Raw genomic sequence first — 20,065 nt, forward strand, 5'->3', positions numbered from 1 at the left:
GCTATCGCGCGCGGGCCGAGCGGGAAGGGACAGTCTGTGGTCAATCGTCCGCGTACGCCCTTGGACCGACGGCGGGTTGTGGACGCGGCCATCGACTACATCGACCGGCACGGCGTCGTCGATCTGACGATGCGCCGGCTCGGCGCGACGCTCAACGTCGAAGCGATGGCATTGTATCGTCACATCCCCGGCCGTGATCAGTTGCTCGACGCCGTTGTCAAGCAAGTGATCGACGACTTGTTCGACGATCCGCGACTGAAGGACGATGCGCGGTCGTGGGAAGAATATATCTACCGTATTGCCAATGCCATTCGCGAGATGGCAATTTCACATCCGAAACTCTTCCCGTTGATTGCGACTCGTCCGCCCGATGCGCCGTGGATCCGCCCGCCGCTGCGGAGCATGAGGTGGATCGAGAATTTTCTCTCCTCGCTGAAACAACACGGTTTCAGCGACGCCGCAGCCGTGACGGCGTATAAGGCGTTCACCAGTTTCATCCTGGGCGCGCTATTACTGGAGGCGGCCAGCCGCGGCGGAGACCTGGCGGAGATCGTGCCCATGTCCGAGAGTTCCGGGGCGGAGCGGGCGGAATCCTATCCCCACGTCGAGCGCCTTCAGAGCCTGTTGGCCGAAGACCACAACGAGCGAGAATTCGAAGACGGGCTCGAAGAACTTATCGAACGATTGCGTCCGTTGCTCACCTCCGAAAATTCGTACTGAACCGCAAGCCGGCTCGCGGCCGGGAATTCCGACGGTGAACCCGTCTGAGAAATTACTGGCAATTCCGACGGGTGTGCTGTCGCCATCGACAAATGTGTTTACGCTGTAAACAGCAGTTGGTAGTCTTATAGCGCGCCCTGCTCGGTGAGTGACTTCTTTTGTGCGCCGACGACGCGTGGATCCGAACAACTGTTGACGCGGAACGAGAGAAGTGAGCGGAGTCCATGAATTTCTCACGGGTGATCGCCGACGATGACGACCCCGGCGCCGAAGTGGAGCCGGTGGAATTTCACGGAGTTGATCACGAACGAATCCACGATGCCGTGTTCGCCGCGCTTGACGATCCGTATCGCCGGGCGATGCTGATCCTGATGCGCCGATGCCGTGATGTCATCATCGACGAAATAGTCGTCGAGCTCGGCTTGAGCGAACCCGAAGCTCGCGCGCATTTGCGCATTCTGATCGATGCGGGTCTCGTCAGGGTCGACGCGGTTGGCGATGACGAGGTGTTCATGCTCGATCCGGGCGTTCTGGACGACCTCGTCGTGCAGGTACTCGGCCGGCGACAGGATGATGACGTCTAGACCGACGGCGCAGCCGCGGCCCGATTTTCGCCGCGAGCGTCATGCGGGTCAACGGCAGACACTTTGACGTTTATCATGTAAACTCGGTGACGGCACGGCGGCAGTGACTTCGCTGATCGCTCCGGTAACTGCGAAAGAAGGATTGATGAGTACCGGCACTATTCTTTGGATTGTCGCGGCAATAGTTGTCGTAGTGATAGTGGTAGGAATAATCATTGCGGCGGCACGAAAAGCGGCGGAAAAGAAGCGTCGGCGCCAACGTGCCGAAGCCGATCGTATGCGCACCGAAGCCGCGTCGGCGGAGCCCGTCGCACGCGACCACGAGGTGCACGCGGCCGAACGCCGGGCCCGGGCAGATAAAGCTCAGGCAGAGGCAGACGCACAGGCGGCCGAAGCCGATCTTCGTGCCGCCGAGTCCGAGCAACTCGCCACCGAAGCCGACAGGTTGCGCGGTGAGGCCGCCGGCCGCAGCCAAGCGGCGGATGAGAGTCGAAGCGATCGGGCGCGCCGATTGGAGCGTGCCGACGAGATCGATCCCGACGTCGACGACTCGTCGACGAACCGGCGCCACTGAAATCGCCCCACACGCCACCAGTCGCTATTAGCAACGCCACCAGCCGCTACACGTCAACGAAAGGGTCATCAATGGACTTCATCTTGTGGATAATCGCCGTGATTCTCGTTATTGCCGGAATCATCGGCATCATCCGGCACCGCATTCTTTGGGGGGTCATCCTGATAGTCGTCGGGCTTTTGGTCGGCCCCGGCGGTGTCAGCGTGCTCACCTGACCCTCGATTCTTGTCAACGGGCGCCGATGCGGGAAACTAGTGCCATGACATCACAAGCTGGGACACTTCGCGTCGGCGTGCTCGGCGCCCATGGGCGGATGGGAACCGAGGCCACTCGCGCCATCGACGCCTCCGACGATCTGGAACTGAGCGCCGCTTTGGGGTCCGCCGACGATTTGTCCGAATTCGAACGCACGGACACCGACGTCGTCGTCGAGCTGACGGTGCCGACCGCCACCGAAGACAATGTCACGTCTCTGGTCGGCCGCGGCTTCAACGTCGTCGTCGGTACCAGCGGGTGGGACGACGCTGCGCAGGACCGCTTGCGTGCCGGACTGGCCGATCATCCGGACGTGGGAGTGCTCATTGCTCCGAACTTCTCCATCAGCGCCGTTTTGGCCATGGACTTCGCGGCCCGCGCGGCCAAGTATTTCGAATCGGCCGAAGTCATCGAACTGCACCAGCCCACCAAGGTGGACGCGCCGTCCGGAACGGCCGTGCACACGGCGTCCGGCATCGCCGCCGCCCGAAAGACGGCCGGACTGCCGGACATGCCCGACGGCACCGAACACTCGCTGGACGGCGCGCGCGGAGCGAACGTGGACGGCGTCCGCGTCCACTCGGTGCGCATGCGCGGGCTGGTGGCGCATGAAGAAATCGTGTTCGGCGATGCCGGGCAACAGTTGAAGATCACGACCGACTCCTTCGACCGTGGATCGTTCATGCCCGGCGTCCTGCACGCGGCGCGCACGGTGCCCGGCAGACCGGGGCTCACCGTCGGCCTGGAGAACTATCTTGACCTGTAAGCAATGAGCGGTAAATCGGTCGCTTTGCGCTGGAACAAGGCAAAGGTCGGCGCGGCGCTGCTGACAATTTTCCTGCTGTTCTACTTGGTGCTGACCTTCCAGCGCGGCTGGCTGCTGCTGACCACGGGCGGATGGGTCGCGCACGTCATGGGCGCGGCGCTTTTGGTGCTGCCCATCATCGGCGTGTGGGCGCTCGTGCGCGAATTGCTGTTCGGCGCCGCCATGGAACGTCTGGCCGGAGTCCTCGAGGCAGAAGGGGGACTGCCGCCCGACGACCTGCCGCGTACCCCGGGCGGGCGGATTGTCCGGTCGGCGGCCGACGAGGCCTTCGGCCGGTACCGGCACGAGGCCGAAGCCGCTCCGGACGATTGGCGGAGCTGGTTCCGGCTCTCGTGCGCGTACGACGTCTCGGGAGACCGCCGGCGTGCCCGGTCGACAATGCGCTACGCCATCTCGATGGAAAAACGCGAGCGGGCCTGATGGCCCGGGGCCCGGCCGGGTGGCAAGAACATTACGCGTCCCGCCGGACCGCACCCGGTCCGCGGCGCGGTCACCCCATAGGGTTGAGCCGTGAATGATATCGCTGCGCTGACCGGGCGCTCCTTTGCCGCGGTCCTCTTCGACCTGGACGGCACCTTGATCAACTCGATCGAAGCCGTCGAGCGTTCCTGGCGAGAATGGGCGCGCCTGGAAGGCGTGGATCTCGCCGATATCGGCAATTTCCACGGCACGCCGAGCAGGCAGATAGTCGCCAAACTCGTGCCGCCCGAGCAGGTCGAGCGCTCCAGCGCCGTCATCGACTCGCTCGAACTTGCCGACACCGACGGCGTCGTGATCCTGCCGGGCAGCGAGACCGCCCTCGAAGCGCTGCTGGACGTGCCGGGCGGCAGACAATACGCCGCTATCGCCACCTCCGGATCCCGCCCGCTCGCCACCATGCGGCTGAAAGCGACGGGGCTGCGCGTGCCGGACGTCGTTGTGACGGCGTCCGATGTGAGCGTCGGCAAGCCCGACCCGGCGCCGTATGTGCTGGCTGCGGAGCGCTTGGGAGTCGATCCGCGAGAGTGCCTGGTCGTCGAAGACGCGCCGGCGGGCATCGAATCCGGCAACGCGGCAGGAGCCGCGACCCTCGGCATTCTCACGTCGTCCGGCCCGGACGAACTCCGCGCCGCGGACGCCGTGGTGCGCGACTTGGACGCCGTGCGCTTTCAGGCGGGCCCCGGCGGCGTGAGCATGCGGGAATCGCAGGTATGACGGGGTACCGTAGAGGGATGGTCGATGGAACAGCGGCGGCGAGGGCCGCCGACGCCTTTGGAACCGTCTGCACGGCAATGGTGACGCCGTTCACCGATACCGGGGCGCTGGACTTGGACGGCGCGGCCGCGCTGGCGACCCATTTGGTGGACGCCGGCAACGATTCGCTCGTCATCTCCGGCACCACCGGTGAGTCGCCGACGACTACCGACGACGAGAAATACGAGCTGATTCGCGCCGTCGGCGGAGCGGTCGGCAGTCGTGCCCGCATCATCGCCGGCGTTGGGTCGTTCAGCACCGAACACTCGGTCGAGCTGGCCAAGCAGGCGAACAAGGCCGGCGCTCACGGCGTCCTCATCGTCACTCCGTATTATTCGAAGCCGCCGCAAGCCGGCATTTTGCACTATATGGAAACCGTGGCAACGGCCGGCGACCTCCCGGCCATGCTTTACGACATCCCGGGACGCTCGGCAGTGCCCATCACCACCGACACGCTGGTGCGGCTGGCCGAACATCCGAGCATCCTGGCCGTGAAGGATGCCAAGGGCAATCTCTACGAATCGTCCTGGGTGATGTCCCGCAGTGACCTCGCCTACTATTCGGGCGAGGATGCATTGAACCTGGCCCTGCTGGCACACGGCGCCATCGGCGTGGTGAGCGTAGTGGCGCACGTGTGCCCGGGCGCGTACGCGCGAATGGTGCACGCCGCGGCGGCCGGCGACTTCGACGCGGCCCGGGCCGCGCATTTTGAAACTCTTCCCATGGTGCGCGCCATCATGACGCGGATGCAGGGCGCCATCGCGGTCAAGGCCGCGCTGGAAGCCCAGAACGTCCTTGCCAATCGCCTTGTGCGATCTCCACTGGTCTCCGCCACCACCGATGAGGTGTTGACGTTGACCGACGACTTGAAACAGAACGGATTTTTGTGAGCCAGACCCTCAGCGAACTAGGCAGCCCTCCTCAGCTCGATCCCCAGACCCTGCGGATCGTTCCGCTCGGCGGTATCGGCGAGATCGGCCGCAACATGACGGTCTTCGAATTGGGCGGCAAGCTGCTCATCGTCGATTGCGGTGTGCTCTTCCCCGAAGACGAACAGCCCGGCGTCGACCTGATCCTGCCGGACTTCTCATACATCAAGGACCGGATCCACGACGTCCTGGCCGTCGTCCTCACCCACGGACACGAAGACCACATCGGCGCCGTCCCGTACCTGCTGCGTTTGCGTGCCGACATTCCGCTCGTCGGGTCGCAGCTGACGTTGGCGCTCATCGAGGCCAAGCTGCGCGAACATCGCATCAAGCCCTACACACTCAGCGTGGCCGAAGGGCAAAAAGAGAAGTTCGGGCCGTTCGAATGCGAATTCGTCGCGGTCAACCACTCCATCCCCGACGCATTGGCAGTCGCCATCCGCACGTCCGCCGGATCGGTGCTGCACACCGGCGACTTCAAAATGGATCAGCTGCCGCTCGACGGACGCATCACCGATCTGCGCTCGTTCGCCCGGCTCGGCGCCGAAGGGATCGACCTGTTCCTCGTCGACTCGACGAATGCCGACGTGCCCGGGTTCACCACGGCCGAACGCGAGATCGGGCCGGTGCTGGAAGCCGAATTCGGCAAGGCCGAGCGCCGCGTCATCGTCGCCTCCTTCTCGTCGCACGTGCATCGCGTGCAACAGGTGCTGGACGCCGCAAGCGCGCACGGCCGCAAGGTCGCCCTCGTCGGCCGGTCGATGGTACGCAATATGAAGATCGCCGCCGATCTGGGGTATCTGCACGTTCCCGACGGAACTCTCGTCGACTTGAAGGCGATCGGGGACCTCCCGGACGACCAGGTAGTGCTGATGTGCACCGGTTCGCAAGGCGAGCCCATGGCCGCGCTGTCCAGGATGGCAAGCCGCGATCACAAGGTCGAGATCGGCCAGGACGACACAGTCATCCTGGCGTCGTCATTGATCCCCGGCAACGAGAACGCCGTCTTCCGCGTCATCAACGGCCTGATGCGCCTGGGGGCACGCGTCGTGCACAAGGGCACTGCCAAGGTGCACGTGTCCGGCCACGCATCGGCCGGCGAACTGCTTTACTGCTACAACATCGTGCGCCCGCGCGGCGTGATGCCCGTGCACGGCGAAATGCGCCACTTGATCGCCAACGGCGACCTGGCCGAACTGGCCGGTGTCGATCCGGGCCGGGTCATCATCGCCGACGACGGCGCCGTGATCGATATGAAGAACGGGGACGCCGAGCTGGTCGGCAAGATCGAATGCGGACTCGTGTTCGTGGACGGCTCGTCCGTCGGCGAGATCACGGAAGCCGATTTGAAGGACCGCCGGATCCTTGCCGATGAGGGCTTCGTGTCGATCTTCGTGGCGATCGATTTCTCCACCGGCAAGGTCATCGCCGGCCCCGAGATCCACGCGCGCGGCATTGCCGAGGACGACAAGGTGTTCGTCGACTTGAAGCCGAAGATCGCCGATGCGCTGCTCGAAGCCCACAAGGACGGGCGGGCCAACCAGCATCAGCTGCAGCAGGTGGTGCGCCGCACGGTTGGGCGTTTTGCCTCGTCAAAGTTGCGCCGCCGGCCCATGATCATTCCGGTGGTCGTCGAAGCGTAATGGCGCCTGCCGCCTCAGTCGCACGCAAAACGCCCCGCGCCGTCTGGAACGCGCTGTCATTACAGCGCGTTCCAGACGCGGCGGGGCGTTTTGCGGCAGTGGTGGGGATTGACGGCCGCTCGGGTTCCGGTAAATCCACTGTGGCGCGGGATCTGGCGGCCGAACTGGACGGCAATGGCTTCGGCACCTGCACGGTGCAGCTCGACTGGCTCTGCCCGGGCTGGCACGGCCTCGACCGGGCCGTCGACCTGGCGGTCCGCTGGGTGCTGGAGCCGCTCGCCGGGTCGGAGCGCGGGGCCGGCCGGCAAGCCGGCTACCGGCGCTGGGACTGGCATCGATCCCGTTACGCCGAATGGGTGAGCGTGACGCCCGTGTCTGCAGCGGCGCCCGAGCAGCCGGCGTCCGTGCTGATCGTCGAAGGATGCGGGATCGGATCGGCCCGTGCGCGCGAACTGCTGGACGTCCTGGTCTGGATCGACGTCCCCGAACCGGTCCGATGGCAACGGGCAGCGGCAAGAGAGCACGAATTTCTCGTTGCCGGCGATGCGGAGGAGACCGAGCCGGCCGCGGCACGCCGGGAGATGTGGTGGTGGCCGGTGTGGGCTGCTCAGGAAGACGCGATCCTTGCCCGGGAGCGGATCAAAAGGTATGCCGACGTCGTCCTGTGCAATGCCTAAGAACGACACGGGACCGGCCCCGACCGGCAAAGACTGCAATGTGGGCGCGGGAAAAGCTATCCTCTAAGGTATGGCGACTAGTACTTCTTCCCCCGCCAAGAAAAGACAGACCGGCCGCTCGGCTGCAAAGGGCTCGGCGGCAGCGCGAAAGCCCAAGGGCGGCAGCGCCGGGTCGTCTGTCCGGACGCAGGGGAAATCCACCGCAGAGCGCAATGGCCCCTCGATGCCTGCTCGTGCGGTCCGCGGCGCCTGGATGGGATGTTCACATATGGTTGGCAATGCAACTCGAAAAGCGACTCAAGCCCCCGAGGACGAGGCCGAAGAGGTTCGCCGGGACGGTACCGCGTTCTTCCTGCTGGCGTTCGCGATAGTCGTGGCTGCCTTTGAATGGTGGTCGATCGGAGGGCCCATCGGCACAGGAGTCCGGTACGTCCTCGAAGGCACGTTTGGCAGAGTCGCTTTGGCGCTGCCCGTGCTGGCCGTCGGATTCTCCGTCAGATTGATGATTCGAGGCAGCGAAGTACGCGCCAACAATCGGATCTTCATCGGGCTCCTGGCCCTGCTGGTCGCCGCATGCGGCCTTGCGCACATATCGTCGGGCGTGCCCCAATTCGCCGACGGCCGGGCCGCAATGCGCGGCGCCGGCGGCGTGATCGGCTTCCTCGTGTCGTCGCCGATCATTGCGGCGCTCACCATTTACGTCACGGTGCCGCTGCTCGGCCTGCTCGGCCTGTTTTCACTGCTTGTCATCACCGCCACGCCGGTGCGCGACATACCCGCCCGGCTGCGTGCCGGCTACGAGCATTTGACCGGTTCGTCGCCTCGGCCGGCCGGTCCCGAGCACGACAACGACAACGACCTCGTGGCCGCCGACCGTGCCACCAACACCCTCAAGCCCGTCGGCCGGTCGAAACGGCGCAGCAAGAAGCAGTCCGCGGACGAGACCGAGCCCATCGATGTGGCGTTCGATAACGCAATCATCGCCGACAAGGACTCCGGTAAGGACTCGGGCTCCGGGCTCAAGCCGGGCCAGCGCCGTCCGACAAAGCAGGAAAAGGCGCTTGCCGACATCAAGTCGTCGCTCGGCATGGAAGGCGAGCCGGACGCCGCGGGGCAGGGCGCGCCCGGAAACCGGCAAGGGGCCCAGCCGGGAACCCAGCAGCCGGGAACCCAGCAGCCCGCGAACCAGGCAGCCCCGGGCGCCCCGGGCGCTCAGCAGGCCGCCGCCACGACGTCCGCCGCAACGCCCGCCGCGCCGCCGACCACGCAATTGCCGCAGCGCGTCGAGCAGCTGCAACTGGCCGGCGATGTGACATACACGCTGCCGCCGAGCAATATGCTCACTCCCGGCCCGCCGGCCAAGGAACGCTCGGCCGCGAACGACCGCGTCGTCGCCGCGCTGACGGACGTGCTGGATCAGTTCGGCATCGATGCGCAAGTTTCCGGCTTCTCGCGCGGCCCGACGGTCACTCGCTACGAGGTCGAGCTGGGCAGCGGCGTGAAAGTCGAACGCGTCACGGCGCTGAGCAAGAACATCGCTTATGCCGTGGCCAGCGCCGATGTCCGGATCCTTTCGCCGATTCCCGGCAAGAAGGCGATCGGCATTGAAATCCCGAACGCCGACCGCGAAACCGTCGTGCTGGGCGACGTCCTGCGTTCGCAAGCGGCCCGGAAGACCGAACACCCCATGGTGATGGGAGTGGGCAAGGACGTCGAGGGCGGGTTCGTCGTGGCCAACCTGGCCAAGACTCCGCACCTGCTGGTCGCCGGCGCGACGGGCGCCGGTAAGTCGAGCTTCGTCAACTCCATGATCTGTTCGATCATGATGCGGGCCACGCCCGACGAGGTCCGGATGATCCTCGTCGACCCGAAACGCGTCGAGCTGACCGGGTACGAGGGTATTCCGCACTTGATCACGCCGATCATCACGAATCCGAAAAAGGCCGCCGAAGCCCTGCAATGGGTCGTCAAGGAAATGGATACCCGATACGACGATTTGGCGAACTTCGGCTTCAAGCACATCGACGAATTCAACAAGGCGGTCCGCGCCGGTCAGGTCACCCCGCTGCCCGGCAGCGAACGCGTGCTGCAGCCGTACCCGTACTTGCTGGTCGTCGTCGACGAGTTGGCCGATCTGATGATGGTGGCGCCGCGCGACGTGGAGGACTCGATCGTGCGCATCACCCAATTGGCGCGCGCTGCCGGCATCCACCTGGTGCTGGCCACCCAGCGTCCCAGCGTGGACGTCGTCACGGGCCTGATCAAGGCCAACGTGCCGTCCCGTCTGGCGTTCGCCACGTCGTCGCTTGCGGATTCGCGCGTCGTCCTCGACCAGCCCGGCGCCGAAAAGCTCATTGGTCAAGGCGATGCCCTCTTCCTCCCGATGGGCGCGTCGAAACCGATGCGCGTGCAAGGAGCCTGGGTCGACGAGTCCGAGATCCACGCCGTCGTCGGACACGTGAAGCAAGAGCTGACGCCCGTCTACCGCACCGATGTGGCGGCCGAGGCGCCGAAGAAGCAGATCGACGACGATATCGGCGACGATCTGGACATCCTGTTGCAGGCCACCGAGCTGGTCGTCACAAGCCAATTCGGCTCGACGTCGATGCTGCAGCGTAAGTTGCGGGTCGGTTTCGCCAAAGCCGGCCGGCTGATGGACCTGCTGGAATCCCGCGGAATCGTTGGCGCTTCGGAAGGTTCCAAGGCCCGTGACGTGCTGGTGCAGGTCGACTCGCTTCCCGAGACGCTCGCGCTTTTGCGCGGTGACGGGCCGGCGCCGGACGCCGCGCAGGATGCCGGTCAGCAGGGCGGGCCGGAACCGACCGGTCAGCCCGTACAGCAAACCGGACAACCGATCCGGCAGACCGCTGCGGGCCCGACCGCGAGCGAGCAAGCGACACAGGTGCAGTACGCGTCGTCCGAAGCGCCGGTGACGACGCCGCACGACAGCGCCGTGGAAGTCAGCCCGGTCGGCTACGGGTACGGCGGCGCCTCCGATCCGGTCTCGGAACGGACCGATGCCATGGAGACCGTCGACTCGGACTCGGACGAAGATGCCTGGACTCTGACCGGTCGCGGCCCTAGCGACTAGGCTGGAGGTGTGAGTTCTTCCGAGTCCGAGGCTTCGGCAGGCAGCGCCGGGAAACCGGCGGAACCGCCCGTTTGGAACCTTGCCAACGTCTTGACGATGCTGCGCATCGTCATGGTCCCGGCTTTCTTCGTGCTGCTCTTGTGGGACGGCGGCGAGGACGCCGGACTGCGCCTCATCGCGTTCTGCGTGTTCTTGGTTGCAATAATCACGGACCGGCTGGACGGCGAAATAGCCCGCAAATACAACCTCATCACCAACTTCGGCAAGATCGCCGATCCGATCGCCGACAAGGCTCTGCTCGGCGCCGGGCTGATCGGCCTGTCGATAATCGGGGTTGTCTATTGGTGGGTCACCATCGTCATCCTGGTGCGCGAAGTCGGGATCACGCTGTTGCGGTTCGCCGTGATCCGCCACGGAGTGATGCCGGCCAGCCCCGGCGGGAAGCTCAAGACGGTACTGCAATCGTGCGCGGTCGGCTTGTTCCTGCTGCCGATCGAGGCCTGGTTCGGGCACCCGACATCGACAATCGTGCTCGTCGCCGCATGGGTGGTGATGGCGGCGGCGCTGATCGTGACTGTGCTGACGGGCATCGACTATCTGGTCAAAGCGGCGCGGCTGCGAGCCGGTTCTGAATTGACTGCCAGTCGTCGGGCGCGCCGGCGCGACGGCGGCGGCTCGGACGCTTCCTCATGAGTCGTGCGACGGATGTGTTGGCCCGCCTGGGAACGCAGCAGGCGTCGATCGCCGTCGCGGAGTCGCTGACCGGCGGCCTGCTCATTTCGGCTCTCGTCGACGTCCCCGGAGCCTCGGCCGTCGTTCGCGGCGGCATCGTGGCGTATCAGACCGAACTGAAATCGGCACTCCTGGGTGTCGATGCGGAATTGTTGGCGTCGTCCGGCGCCGTGGACGCGCGAGTGGCCGAGCAAATGGCTTCCGGCGTCCGTACCCGGCTCGGCGCCGACTGGGGCGTGGCGACCACGGGAGTGGCGGGCCCTGATCCGCAGGACGGGCATCCGGTCGGCACCGTCTTCATCGGCGTGGTCTGCGGCGATGTCCGGCGAACACGGCGACACGAGTTCGGCGGCGACCGATCGGCGATACGCCGGCAAAGCGTCGATGCGGCGCTTCAATTGCTCCTCGAGTGCGGTCGGGGAGCGCCAACGTGACTACTGTCACCGGAAACGGCTAGGCTTAGAGGGAACGTTTTCGGTTCACGATGAGTTATGAAGATTAACCGGTGTTTCCGGCGGTGCTGGTATCGCAGGATGTGCCGGGCGGATGTACCACAAGCTTGAGGAGGGCACGCCATGGTTTTGCTACGTACTGAGATTGGTGACGCGCTCCGGACCAACCGTCAGCGCCAGGGCCGCACGCTTCGCGATGTGTCCAACGGTGCCCGTGTATCGCTCGGATACTTAAGCGAAGTCGAGCGCGGTCAAAAGGAAGCGTCATCCGAACTGCTGTCATCGATCTGCGGTGCGCTCGAGGTTCCGCTCGCGCTGTTGCTGCGGGACGTCAGTGACAGGATCGCCATCGTCGAGGGTGTCGCGATTCCCGATACGGTGCCGCAGGAACTCACGGACGAAGTGTCGGGCGACCTGGTGTCGCCGGGCGTCTGAACGTCTGCGCACTCGAACGGACCGGAATTGCGGCCGGCGCCGGGCTCCTTGCTCGGCGCCGGCCGTTTTCGGCCCACCCGACAAAAGAAAGTCTTATGCGTCTGACACATTTCTGGTCGCTCATGAACGATGAATTCGGACAGGTGCGTGCTCGCGCGTTGTTCGAAGATCTGACGCTATCCCCGCTGTCGAGTCGGACCGCACGGCAGGCGCTGGACGACGGCGAAGACCCCCGTGCCGTCTGGCTGGCCATCTGCGGGGCGACCGATGTGCCGACCGATCGATTGCTCGGACGGAAGAAGCCCGGGGAGAAATGAGCCGGGCGCCGAGCCGTCGAGAAAAACCCGGCTCCTCGGCGTGTTGAGTTCGAACACGTGTTCCCACGAACGGGTATACTAAGTATTGTCCACACAATGGCAAGGACACCGGCGATATCCACAATTCGTCTCCTGCCGGCCCTTCGATGTCGGTGCCGCTGGCTACTGTGTGACTAGCAATTACTCGTCGCATCGTTGCCGGCGAGAACCGAATGACACGAATCAAGGAGCTTCACATGGCCGCAAAGCCAGATCGGGCCAAAGCGTTGGAAACGGCGATGGGCCAGATCGACCGCCAGTACGGAAAGGGCGCCATCATGCGTCTGGGCGACGAGGTCCGCGCCCCTGTCGAGGTGATTCCGACCGGTGCCATCTCGCTCGACGTCGCGCTGGGTATCGGCGGGTTGCCGCGCGGCCGCGTCGTTGAGATCTACGGCCCCGAGTCGAGCGGTAAGACGACCGTCGCGCTGCACGCCGTGGCCAACGCGCAGGCCGCCGGCGGCATCGCCGGATTCATCGACGCCGAGCACGCGCTCGACCCCGAATACGCCAAAGCCCTCGGTGTCGACACCGACGGCCTCTTGGTTTCACAGCCGGACACCGGCGAGCAGGCCCTGGAGATCGCCGATATGCTGATCCGCTCGGGCGCCCTCGACATCATCGTCATCGACTCGGTCGCGGCCCTCGTGCCGAAGGCTGAAATCGAAGGCGAGATGGGCGATTCGCACGTCGGCCTGCAGGCACGGCTGATGTCCCAGGCATTGCGCAAGATCACCGGCGCCCTGGCGACGTCGAAGACGACTGCGGTATTCATCAACCAGTTGCGTGAAAAGGTCGGCGTGTTCTTCGGATCGCCCGAGACCACCTCCGGCGGCAAGGCGCTCAAGTTCTACGCTTCGGTGCGCCTGGACGTCCGGCGGATCGAGACCTTGAAGGAGGGCACCGACGCCGTCGGCAACCGCACCCGGTGCAAGGTCGTCAAGAACAAGGTCGCCCCGCCGTTCAAACAAGCCGAGTTCGACATCATCTACGGACACGGAATTTCCCGTGAGGGCGGCCTGATCGACATGGGCGTGGAACACGGATTCGTCCGCAAATCGGGATCCTGGTTCACCTATGAGGGCGATCAGCTCGGTCAGGGCAAGGAGAACTCGCGTAGCTTCCTGCGCGACAACCCCGATCTGGCAAACGAATTGGAGAAGAAGATCAAGGAAAAGCTCGGCATCGGCCCGCAACTCGATGCGCCGGCCGCCCCCGAGGTCGACTTCTAGCTCCATGCTCGGTGCGAAGGACGGCAACGGCGCGGGCGACGATCTCCCGGACCGGGCGGCCGCGGACGGCGTGTCCGTTGAGGAGTACACCCGGTCGAAGAACTATGTGTACCGCTTATTGGCGATGCGCGACTATGCCCGGGCAGAGGTGGCGGCCAAGCTCGCCGCTCGCGACGTGCCGCCCGAGCTGGCCCGGGATCTGCTCGACAAGTTCGAAGCAGCCGGATTGATCGATGACGCCCGGTTCGCCGAATCGTTCGTGCGTGCCAAACGGTCCGGTCGGGGGTTGGCCGGCAAGGCCTTGGCGCACGAACTTGGCGCCAAGGGGGTGTCGGCCGACATCATTGAATCGGCCGTCGCTCAAATCGACCCGGCCGACGAAGAGCAAACCGCCCGCGAACTTGTGGAACGCAAGGCGCGTTCGAGCAGCGGCGTGGACCGGCAAAAGCGCATTCGCCGGCTGGTCGGCATGCTCGGTCGAAAAGGCTACTCGCCGGCTCTGTCGTTTCGCGTCGTCAAATCGGTGCTGGACGGCGAGCAGCCCGGCGCCGAGTAGCCCGGCGCCGAGTAGCCCGGGGCCGGGGCACGGGCTGCCGGGTTGCCGACTCGCGCCGGGGGAGGGCCGGGTCGTATTCTGGATGACGATATGACTTTGACAACTCCCGTGGCGTATTCGGCCGAGAACGCCCAGCGCAGCTATGAAGTGCGGACGTTCGGCTGCCAAATGAACGTGCACGATTCCGAACGCCTGTCCGGCCTGCTCGACGCGGCGGGATATCGACGCAGCACCGAAGGACAAGCCGACGTCGTCGTGTTCAACACGTGCGCCGTGCGCGAGAACGCCGACAACAAGCTCTATGGAAACCTGGGTCGATTGGCCGAGGTCAAGCGCGAGCATCCCGGCTTACAGATCGCCGTGGGCGGTTGCCTGGCGCAAAAGGATCGCGACACCATCGTGAAGAAGGCGCCGTGGGTCGACGTCGTGTTCGGCACCCACAACATCGGTTCGCTGCCGACCCTGCTCGAACGTGCTCGGCACAATGACGAGGCACAGGTCGAAATCCTCGAATCGCTCGAGACTTTCCCGTCGACGCTTCCGACCCGCCGGGAATCGGCATATGCGGGCTGGGTCTCGATCTCGGTCGGCTGCAACAACACGTGCACGTTCTGCATCGTCCCGTCATTGCGCGGCAAGGAACGCGATAGGCGCCCCGGCGATATTTTGGCCGAGGTCGAAGCTCTGGTGGCCGATGGCGCCATCGAAGTGACGCTGCTCGGGCAGAACGTGAACTCGTACGGGTCCGAGTTTCGCGACAAGGGCGCTTTTGCCAAGCTGCTGCGGGCGGTCGGCAACGTGCCGGGCATTGAGCGGGTGCGGTTCACGAGCCCGCATCCGGCCGCTTTCACCGATGACGTGATCGACGCGATGGCCGAGACGCCGACCGTCATGCCGCAACTCCACATGCCGCTGCAGTCCGGATCGGACTCCGTGCTGAAGTCCATGCGCCGTTCGTACCGGTCGAAGAAGTTCCTGGGCATTCTCGACCGGGTGCGAGAACAGATTCCGCATGCGTCGATCACCACGGACATCATCGTCGGATTTCCCGGTGAGACCGAAGCGGACTTCAACGACACACTTGACGTCGTACGTGCTTCCCGATTCACCTCGGCATTCACCTTTCAGTACTCCAAGCGTCCGGGCACCCCTGCCGCCGAGATGGACGGACAAGTGCCGAAAGAGATCGTGCAAGAGCGCTACGAACGGCTCGTGGCGCTGCAGGACGCAGTGGCGTGGGAAGAAAACACGAAACAGGTCGGTACGACCGTGCAAGTGCTCGTCGCAGAGGGCGAAGGGCGCAAGGACGGGCAGACCCACAGGCTGTCCGGCCGCGCCGAGGACAACCGGCTGGTGCACTTCACGGTGCCCGCCGGCATGGAGACGCCCCGTCCCGGCGACATGGTCACTGCCGTCGTCACCGAAGCGAAGCCGTACTATTTGTTCGCCGACGACCCGAACGCAACACTCCGCCGTACCCGCGCCGGGACGGCCTGGGAGGCCCGACAGGCCGATTCCTGCGGCGCCCCGAATGCCCCGGGGGAGAAGAAGCCCGTCAGCTTGGGGATGCCGACCCTGCCGGTGCGCCGGTGAGCCCACCGGGCGCCGTCCTCTTTTGGCCGGGCGCGCCGGTATTGGTGGACGGCGTCAATCCTCGGGATGACGCAGTCGGCGCAGCATTGCGCGAGGCCTGCGCCGCCACGCTGACCGGCCTGGCCGCGGCGTCCGTCGTCCTGGTGGGCGAGGGCGACGCGACACGTGTCCACGATGACGATTCCTGGGGCACCCTGGCGGGATTCGGTGTCGACAAGCGAATCGGACTGGTCGGCGGCCGGCTGATCGTGCCGGGCCCGGAAAGCGAGGACAACCCGGTCCTCCCGGCATCGCTGACGGCGGGTCTGCTCTTGCTGCACGGCACCGGCGTCCACGCCGACGTCGTCCGGGCCGTCGAGATCGGGCCCGAAGGCGGCGGCGAGGCTGCCCTGGCCGGCGCGATCGACGCGTGCACGGACGAGGATCGCACAGTCGTGCTCATTGCCGTCGGTGAAGGAAGTGCCAGGTCGACCAGATCGTCGCCCGGCCCGTTCGCTGCCGAGGCAGCTGCCGCCGACGCGCGCATTCTTGTCGCCATCGAACGCGCCGATCCGGCGGCGTTGGCCGTCGAAGCGGCAGCAGCCGACAGCCTGCAGATCTCCGGCGCGGACGTCTGGTCCGCGGTGTGCAGTATCCTCGGGGACGAGGAAGTCCACGCAGCCTCGCCGGCGGTTCATGAGCGCCCGTTCGGGGTCGAATACTTCGTCGGCCGTTGGTCGGTGGACGCACCGACCGACAACAGCCATGAAGGAGACAAATGACGGCGAACGCTCAGACGGCACCGACTGTATTGGTGATCATGGGAGTGTCCGGCTGCGGGAAATCGACAGTTGCGTCCGGCCTGGCGTCAAGGCTTGGATGGGAGTTCGCCGAGGGCGACGATTTCCATCCCCGGGCGAACGTGGACAAGATGCACGATGGCCATCCGCTGACCGATGAGGACCGGTGGCCGTGGCTGAGACGAATCGCCGACTGGATCGCCGGCACCAAGAGCGACAGCGCGCCGGGGATCGTGACCTGCTCGGCGTTGAAACGCAGCTATCGCGACGTCCTGCGGGCGCCCGGTGTCGTGTTCGTGCATTTGACCGCGTCGAAGGAGCTCTTGGAGGAGAGGCTGTCGGCCCGGAAAGGACATTTCATGCCTGCGGATCTGCTGCAATCGCAACTGGACACGCTCGAGCCGCTCGGCCCGGACGAAAGAGGAATAGTCGTCGATGTGGCGGCGAAGCCGGACGAAATAGTGGATTCGATCCTGACCGATTTGTCGCTTGCCTACTCCGAATCGCCGCGCGACTGACGGTACTCCCGGGCGCGGGATTTGGCTTCGTCGATTCCCTTGTCGATGCGTTTTTCGGCTCGTTCGGCAAACTCTTCGCCGGCATCGCGCAGTTTTCCGCCGACCTCTTCGAGATTGTCCCTGCCGGCTTCGGCAAGATCGGCGGCCTTCTTCTTCAACTCATCGAAATTCATGACTGTGCCTTTCGTGCCCGGGTCGGTGTCCGGTGGACCCCTGCGAGTTCGTGAATCCCCATCATGGCACGGGGGAAGGGACGACCGGAAGGAAACGACGTCCGGGTCGAGCCGGCCGATCTGAAAGACTGGTGGGCGTGTCAAAGACTTCTCTCCCCGGCCCCGTCATCACCGTGGTCGGGCCGACGGCCACCGGCAAAAGCGATCTGGCGGTGGCGTTAGCCAAACGCCTGGGCGCCGAAATCATCAACGCCGACGCTATGCAGCTCTACAAGGGCATGGACATCGGCACGGCGAAGCTTCCCCGGTCCGAACGCGGCGGCGTCCCGCATCATCTGCTCGACGTCCTGGACATCCGGCAGAACGCGAGCGTGCAGCGGTACCAGACGGAGGCTCGAGCAGTGATCACGGAACTCGCCGCGGCCGGACGCCGTGCCGTCCTGGTGGGCGGCTCGGGTCTCTATGTGCGCGCGGCCGTCGACAAACTCGACTTCCCGCCGCGGGATGACGCAGTGCGCGCCGCACTTGAACGGCGAGCCCGGTGCGACGGCCCGCAATGCCTGTTTGCGGAGTTGGCGGTCGCCGACCCCGCCGCCGCGGCAAAGATCGACCCGGCGAACGTGCGCCGAGTCGTCCGCGCTCTCGAAGTGATAGAGCTGACCGGCAAGCCGTTCAGCGCCACCCTGCCGGACTACACCTACGAAGTGCCGGCCGTGCAAATCGGCCTCGGGCTGGACCGGCAGGTTCTCGGGGACCGCATCGCCGCCCGGGTCGACCGGATGTGGCGCAACGGTCTCGTCGATGAGGTACGCTCGCTCGAATCGCGCGGACTCCGGGAAGGCGGCACCGCACGCCGCGCGCTCGGATACGCTCAAGTGCTCGATCATCTTGCCGGCCACTGCACCGAGCGTGAAGCATTCGACGGAACGGTGGCCGGCACCAGGCGATACGTGAGACGACAAGAGACGTGGTTCCGGCGCGACAAGCGCATCAACTGGCTCGATGCCGGGCAGGGGAGCGGCGAGCTGCTGGACAAAGCGCTTAGGCTGGCAGAGTGAGCAATACGTCCATTCATTTCACCAAGGGGCACGGCACCGGGAACGACTTCGTCCTGATCGACGATGCCGAGGCCGCGCTCGACATCACGCCGGGCTACGTGCAGTGGCTCGCTGACCGGCACTTGGGGATCGGCGGCGACGGCATCATCCGCATCGTGCGCTCGCGTGCTCTTGACGATCCGGCCGCTGCGCGGGCAGCCGCGGACGGCGCCGAATGGTTCATGGACTATTCGAACGCCGACGGCTCCGTTGCCGAGATGTGCGGCAACGGCGTGCGCGTGTTCGCCCATTATCTCTACGCTCACGGCCTTGCGACGACCGAGACCCTGCGCGTGGGCACCCGCGACGGCGTGAAGATCGTTCGCCGCGTCGACATCGCCTATCCCGGGGACGACGCCGACTGGTTCTCGGTCGACATGGGCACCTGGACGATTTCCGACGAGGCCGGACGGCATGACGGCACCGATTCGCTGGTGCGGGTCTCCGGGCTGGAAGTGCCACGGCCGGCTCTGACAGTCGACATGGGCAATCCGCACGCCGTCGTGGCGCTTGCCGAGCTATCCGAGTTGTCCGAATTGGACCTCTACCACGCGCCGTCCGTCGATCCGGTTCCGTCCGACGGAATCAACGTCGAATTCATAGTTCCCGGCCAGCTCGACGAGGAACACGGCAGCGTGACGATGCGCGTGCACGAGCGCGGCGTCGGCGAGACCCAGTCATGCGGAACCGGGGCGTGTGCGGCTGCGCTTGCCGCCCGGTTGTGGGCCGGTTCCGGCGCGCCGGATGTGTGGCGGGTCGACGTGCCGGGCGGAACGCTGCAGGTGCGAGTTGACGGCGAACGCGTCCACTTGGCAGGCCCCGCCGAACTGGTGGCCGACGGCACTGTCGCGTTCCGCTGAGCCTGCCCCCTCTCGCCGAGTGGTGGCGAATGGCTGCCCCCTCCCATCGAGTGGTGGCGAATGGCTGCGAAATCTGCGATTTCGCAGCCATTCGCCACCACTCGGCGCAGAGGAGTGCGGACGCTCAACCGTTCCGAGTTGCCCTGATGACGCGGAACCCCTTGGCGATCGTGACCTTGTCAACGGCGAACTCGCCGGGGAGCGAATCGGCAAGCCAGCGCTGCAGCGATTCGGCGCCGAGTTTTTTGGCCACGACGAGCCAGGCACTGCCCCCGAGGGTCAACCGCGGCAACCACGTGAGCAGCAGCTCATGCAGTTGGGCCTTGCCGATACGAATCGGCGGATTCGACCAGATCAGGTCGAACGTGAGCTCCGGCGGAATCTCTTCGGGCACGCCGGCGTTGACATTGACGGAGAGTGATGCCGCATTATCGACAGTGAGTTGCACGGCGCGGGTGTTGACGTCGACGGCCCAGATCGTGGCCGTCGGTTCGAGGAGAGCGGCGCTGAGCGCGATCGGCCCCCATCCGCAACCGATATCGGCAAGCGTGGCTCCGGGCGGCGGCGCCGGCACCGTGTCGAGCAGTACCCGGGTACCGGTATCGACGTGGTCGGGGCTGAAAGTTCCGTTGGCCGTGCACACCTCCACTGTGCGCCCGCCCAAAACCGTGGAGATCGTGCGACGACGCTCCCGACCTGCCGGTTCGGCGGAAAAATAATGGTCGGTACCCATGAGTGACAGCTTAACGG

At 65.4% G+C, this 20,065-nt stretch carries 24 protein-coding genes; 22 read left to right on the forward strand and 2 right to left on the reverse strand.

What is annotated here, in order from left to right; translation table 11 throughout:
• Nucleotides 1-36: 36 nt before the first annotated feature.
• The 20 genes from BJY26_RS10495 to BJY26_RS10590 all read left to right on the forward strand — a co-directional run bounded on the left by BJY26_RS10495 (nt 37) and on the right by BJY26_RS10590 (nt 17,185).
• Nucleotides 37-720, forward strand: a complete 684-nt coding sequence (locus BJY26_RS10495) for a TetR/AcrR family transcriptional regulator (protein WP_237248998.1) — start codon at nt 37-39, stop codon at nt 718-720.
• 224 nt (nt 721-944) lie between these two features.
• Nucleotides 945-1,304 (forward strand): winged helix-turn-helix domain-containing protein, encoded by a 360-nt coding sequence (locus BJY26_RS10500; protein ID WP_179428052.1) that lies wholly within the window; start codon nt 945-947, stop codon nt 1,302-1,304.
• Between the two features lie 145 nt (nt 1,305-1,449).
• Nucleotides 1,450-1,878, forward strand: a complete 429-nt coding sequence (locus tag BJY26_RS10505; protein WP_179428054.1) for a hypothetical protein — start codon at nt 1,450-1,452, stop codon at nt 1,876-1,878.
• A gap of 71 nt (nt 1,879-1,949) precedes the next feature.
• Nucleotides 1,950-2,093, forward strand: coding sequence for a GPGG-motif small membrane protein (locus BJY26_RS10510; protein WP_179428056.1), 144 nt, complete (start codon nt 1,950-1,952; stop codon nt 2,091-2,093).
• A 44-nt stretch (nt 2,094-2,137) separates the two neighbouring features.
• Nucleotides 2,138-2,899 carry a 4-hydroxy-tetrahydrodipicolinate reductase gene (gene dapB / locus BJY26_RS10515; RefSeq protein ID WP_179428057.1) on the forward strand — a complete coding sequence of 254 codons (762 nt, stop codon included), beginning with the start codon at nt 2,138-2,140 and terminating at the stop codon, nt 2,897-2,899.
• A 3-nt stretch (nt 2,900-2,902) separates the two neighbouring features.
• Nucleotides 2,903-3,379: a hypothetical protein gene (locus BJY26_RS10520; RefSeq protein ID WP_179428059.1), complete on the forward strand. Its 477-nt coding sequence runs from the start codon at nt 2,903-2,905 to the stop codon at nt 3,377-3,379.
• Nucleotides 3,380-3,469: 90 nt separating this feature from the next.
• On the forward strand, nt 3,470-4,153 hold the full coding sequence (locus tag BJY26_RS10525) for an HAD family hydrolase (protein WP_179428061.1): 684 nt from the start codon (nt 3,470-3,472) through the stop codon (nt 4,151-4,153).
• A 17-nt stretch (nt 4,154-4,170) separates the two neighbouring features.
• Entirely contained in the window at nt 4,171-5,082 is a 912-nt protein-coding gene (dapA, locus tag BJY26_RS10530; RefSeq protein ID WP_179428063.1) for a 4-hydroxy-tetrahydrodipicolinate synthase, read from the forward strand.
• Nucleotides 5,079-6,764, forward strand: coding sequence for a ribonuclease J (locus BJY26_RS10535; protein WP_179428065.1), 1,686 nt, complete (start codon nt 5,079-5,081; stop codon nt 6,762-6,764). The genes dapA and BJY26_RS10535 overlap by 4 nt, the downstream gene beginning before the upstream one ends.
• A gap of 98 nt (nt 6,765-6,862) precedes the next feature.
• The gene (locus BJY26_RS10540) at nt 6,863-7,441 is read left to right on the forward strand and encodes a uridine kinase family protein (protein ID WP_179428067.1); all 579 of its coding nucleotides are present in this window, start codon (nt 6,863-6,865) and stop codon (nt 7,439-7,441) included.
• Between the two features lie 268 nt (nt 7,442-7,709).
• Nucleotides 7,710-10,532 carry an FtsK/SpoIIIE family DNA translocase gene (locus BJY26_RS10545; protein ID WP_308191254.1) on the forward strand — a complete coding sequence of 941 codons (2,823 nt, stop codon included), beginning with the start codon at nt 7,710-7,712 and terminating at the stop codon, nt 10,530-10,532.
• A 9-nt stretch (nt 10,533-10,541) separates the two neighbouring features.
• Nucleotides 10,542-11,225, forward strand: coding sequence for a CDP-diacylglycerol--glycerol-3-phosphate 3-phosphatidyltransferase (gene pgsA / locus BJY26_RS10550; protein WP_179428071.1), 684 nt, complete (start codon nt 10,542-10,544; stop codon nt 11,223-11,225).
• Nucleotides 11,222-11,698 carry a CinA family protein gene (locus tag BJY26_RS10555; protein ID WP_179428072.1) on the forward strand — a complete coding sequence of 159 codons (477 nt, stop codon included), beginning with the start codon at nt 11,222-11,224 and terminating at the stop codon, nt 11,696-11,698. The genes pgsA and BJY26_RS10555 overlap by 4 nt, the downstream gene beginning before the upstream one ends.
• 141 nt (nt 11,699-11,839) lie before the next feature.
• A complete protein-coding gene (locus tag BJY26_RS10560) occupies nt 11,840-12,151 on the forward strand; it encodes a helix-turn-helix domain-containing protein (protein ID WP_179428074.1) in 312 nt (103 codons plus the stop codon).
• 95 nt (nt 12,152-12,246) lie between these two features.
• On the forward strand, nt 12,247-12,468 hold the full coding sequence (locus BJY26_RS10565; RefSeq protein WP_179428076.1) for a DUF3046 domain-containing protein: 222 nt from the start codon (nt 12,247-12,249) through the stop codon (nt 12,466-12,468).
• A 236-nt stretch (nt 12,469-12,704) separates the two neighbouring features.
• Nucleotides 12,705-13,739 (forward strand): recombinase RecA, encoded by a 1,035-nt coding sequence (gene recA / locus BJY26_RS10570; protein ID WP_179428078.1) that lies wholly within the window; start codon nt 12,705-12,707, stop codon nt 13,737-13,739.
• A 4-nt stretch (nt 13,740-13,743) separates the two neighbouring features.
• Nucleotides 13,744-14,295, forward strand: a complete 552-nt coding sequence (locus BJY26_RS10575; RefSeq protein ID WP_179428080.1) for a regulatory protein RecX — start codon at nt 13,744-13,746, stop codon at nt 14,293-14,295.
• A gap of 90 nt (nt 14,296-14,385) precedes the next feature.
• The gene (gene miaB / locus BJY26_RS10580; RefSeq protein ID WP_179428082.1) at nt 14,386-15,888 is read left to right on the forward strand and encodes a tRNA (N6-isopentenyl adenosine(37)-C2)-methylthiotransferase MiaB; all 1,503 of its coding nucleotides are present in this window, start codon (nt 14,386-14,388) and stop codon (nt 15,886-15,888) included.
• Nucleotides 15,885-16,649: a class III extradiol ring-cleavage dioxygenase family protein gene (locus BJY26_RS10585; RefSeq protein WP_179428084.1), complete on the forward strand. Its 765-nt coding sequence runs from the start codon at nt 15,885-15,887 to the stop codon at nt 16,647-16,649. The genes miaB and BJY26_RS10585 overlap by 4 nt, the downstream gene beginning before the upstream one ends.
• Nucleotides 16,646-17,185, forward strand: coding sequence for a gluconokinase (locus tag BJY26_RS10590; protein WP_179428086.1), 540 nt, complete (start codon nt 16,646-16,648; stop codon nt 17,183-17,185). Before BJY26_RS10585 ends, BJY26_RS10590 begins: the two co-directional genes overlap by 4 nt.
• On the opposite strand, the gene BJY26_RS10595 is transcribed toward BJY26_RS10590, so the two are convergent.
• Nucleotides 17,161-17,358 (reverse strand): hypothetical protein, encoded by a 198-nt coding sequence (locus BJY26_RS10595; RefSeq protein WP_179428087.1) that lies wholly within the window; start codon nt 17,356-17,358, stop codon nt 17,161-17,163. The two genes, BJY26_RS10590 and BJY26_RS10595, sit on opposite strands and share 25 nt — an antisense overlap.
• 137 nt (nt 17,359-17,495) lie before the next feature.
• On the opposite strand from BJY26_RS10595, the gene miaA reads away from it, so the two are divergent.
• Nucleotides 17,496-18,416, forward strand: a complete 921-nt coding sequence (miaA, locus tag BJY26_RS10600; RefSeq protein ID WP_179428089.1) for a tRNA (adenosine(37)-N6)-dimethylallyltransferase MiaA — start codon at nt 17,496-17,498, stop codon at nt 18,414-18,416.
• Nucleotides 18,413-19,315 carry a diaminopimelate epimerase gene (gene dapF, locus BJY26_RS10605; RefSeq protein ID WP_179428091.1) on the forward strand — a complete coding sequence of 301 codons (903 nt, stop codon included), beginning with the start codon at nt 18,413-18,415 and terminating at the stop codon, nt 19,313-19,315. Before miaA ends, dapF begins: the two co-directional genes overlap by 4 nt.
• 124 nt (nt 19,316-19,439) lie before the next feature.
• On the opposite strand, the gene BJY26_RS10610 is transcribed toward dapF, so the two are convergent.
• Nucleotides 19,440-20,048: a class I SAM-dependent methyltransferase gene (locus tag BJY26_RS10610; protein WP_179428093.1), complete on the reverse strand. Its 609-nt coding sequence runs from the start codon at nt 20,046-20,048 to the stop codon at nt 19,440-19,442.
• Nucleotides 20,049-20,065 lie beyond the last annotated feature (17 nt).

This window comes from Spelaeicoccus albus, assembly GCF_013409065.1.
Lineage (GTDB): Bacteria > Actinomycetota > Actinomycetes > Actinomycetales > Brevibacteriaceae > Spelaeicoccus > Spelaeicoccus albus.

Excerpts from the sequence above, each read along its gene's own strand:
- BJY26_RS10500 (WP_179428052.1), top strand. The coding sequence starts at position 945 with ATGAATTTCTCACGGGTGATCGCCGACGATGACGACCCCGGCGCCGAA.
- BJY26_RS10505 (WP_179428054.1), top strand. The coding sequence starts at position 1,450 with ATGAGTACCGGCACTATTCTTTGGATTGTCGCGGCAATAGTTGTCGTA.
- BJY26_RS10510 (WP_179428056.1), top strand. The coding sequence starts at position 1,950 with ATGGACTTCATCTTGTGGATAATCGCCGTGATTCTCGTTATTGCCGGA.
- dapB (WP_179428057.1), top strand. The coding sequence starts at position 2,138 with ATGACATCACAAGCTGGGACACTTCGCGTCGGCGTGCTCGGCGCCCAT.
- BJY26_RS10520 (WP_179428059.1), top strand. The coding sequence starts at position 2,903 with ATGAGCGGTAAATCGGTCGCTTTGCGCTGGAACAAGGCAAAGGTCGGC.
- dapA (WP_179428063.1), top strand. The coding sequence starts at position 4,171 with ATGGTCGATGGAACAGCGGCGGCGAGGGCCGCCGACGCCTTTGGAACC.
- BJY26_RS10545 (WP_308191254.1), top strand. The coding sequence starts at position 7,710 with ATGGTTGGCAATGCAACTCGAAAAGCGACTCAAGCCCCCGAGGACGAG.
- BJY26_RS10555 (WP_179428072.1), top strand. The coding sequence starts at position 11,222 with ATGAGTCGTGCGACGGATGTGTTGGCCCGCCTGGGAACGCAGCAGGCG.
- BJY26_RS10560 (WP_179428074.1), top strand. The coding sequence starts at position 11,840 with ATGGTTTTGCTACGTACTGAGATTGGTGACGCGCTCCGGACCAACCGT.
- BJY26_RS10565 (WP_179428076.1), top strand. The coding sequence starts at position 12,247 with ATGCGTCTGACACATTTCTGGTCGCTCATGAACGATGAATTCGGACAG.
- recA (WP_179428078.1), top strand. The coding sequence starts at position 12,705 with ATGGCCGCAAAGCCAGATCGGGCCAAAGCGTTGGAAACGGCGATGGGC.
- BJY26_RS10575 (WP_179428080.1), top strand. The coding sequence starts at position 13,744 with ATGCTCGGTGCGAAGGACGGCAACGGCGCGGGCGACGATCTCCCGGAC.
- miaB (WP_179428082.1), top strand. The coding sequence starts at position 14,386 with ATGACTTTGACAACTCCCGTGGCGTATTCGGCCGAGAACGCCCAGCGC.
- BJY26_RS10590 (WP_179428086.1), top strand. The coding sequence starts at position 16,646 with ATGACGGCGAACGCTCAGACGGCACCGACTGTATTGGTGATCATGGGA.
- BJY26_RS10595 (WP_179428087.1), bottom strand. The coding sequence starts at position 17,358 with ATGAATTTCGATGAGTTGAAGAAGAAGGCCGCCGATCTTGCCGAAGCC.
- BJY26_RS10610 (WP_179428093.1), bottom strand. The coding sequence starts at position 20,048 with ATGGGTACCGACCATTATTTTTCCGCCGAACCGGCAGGTCGGGAGCGT.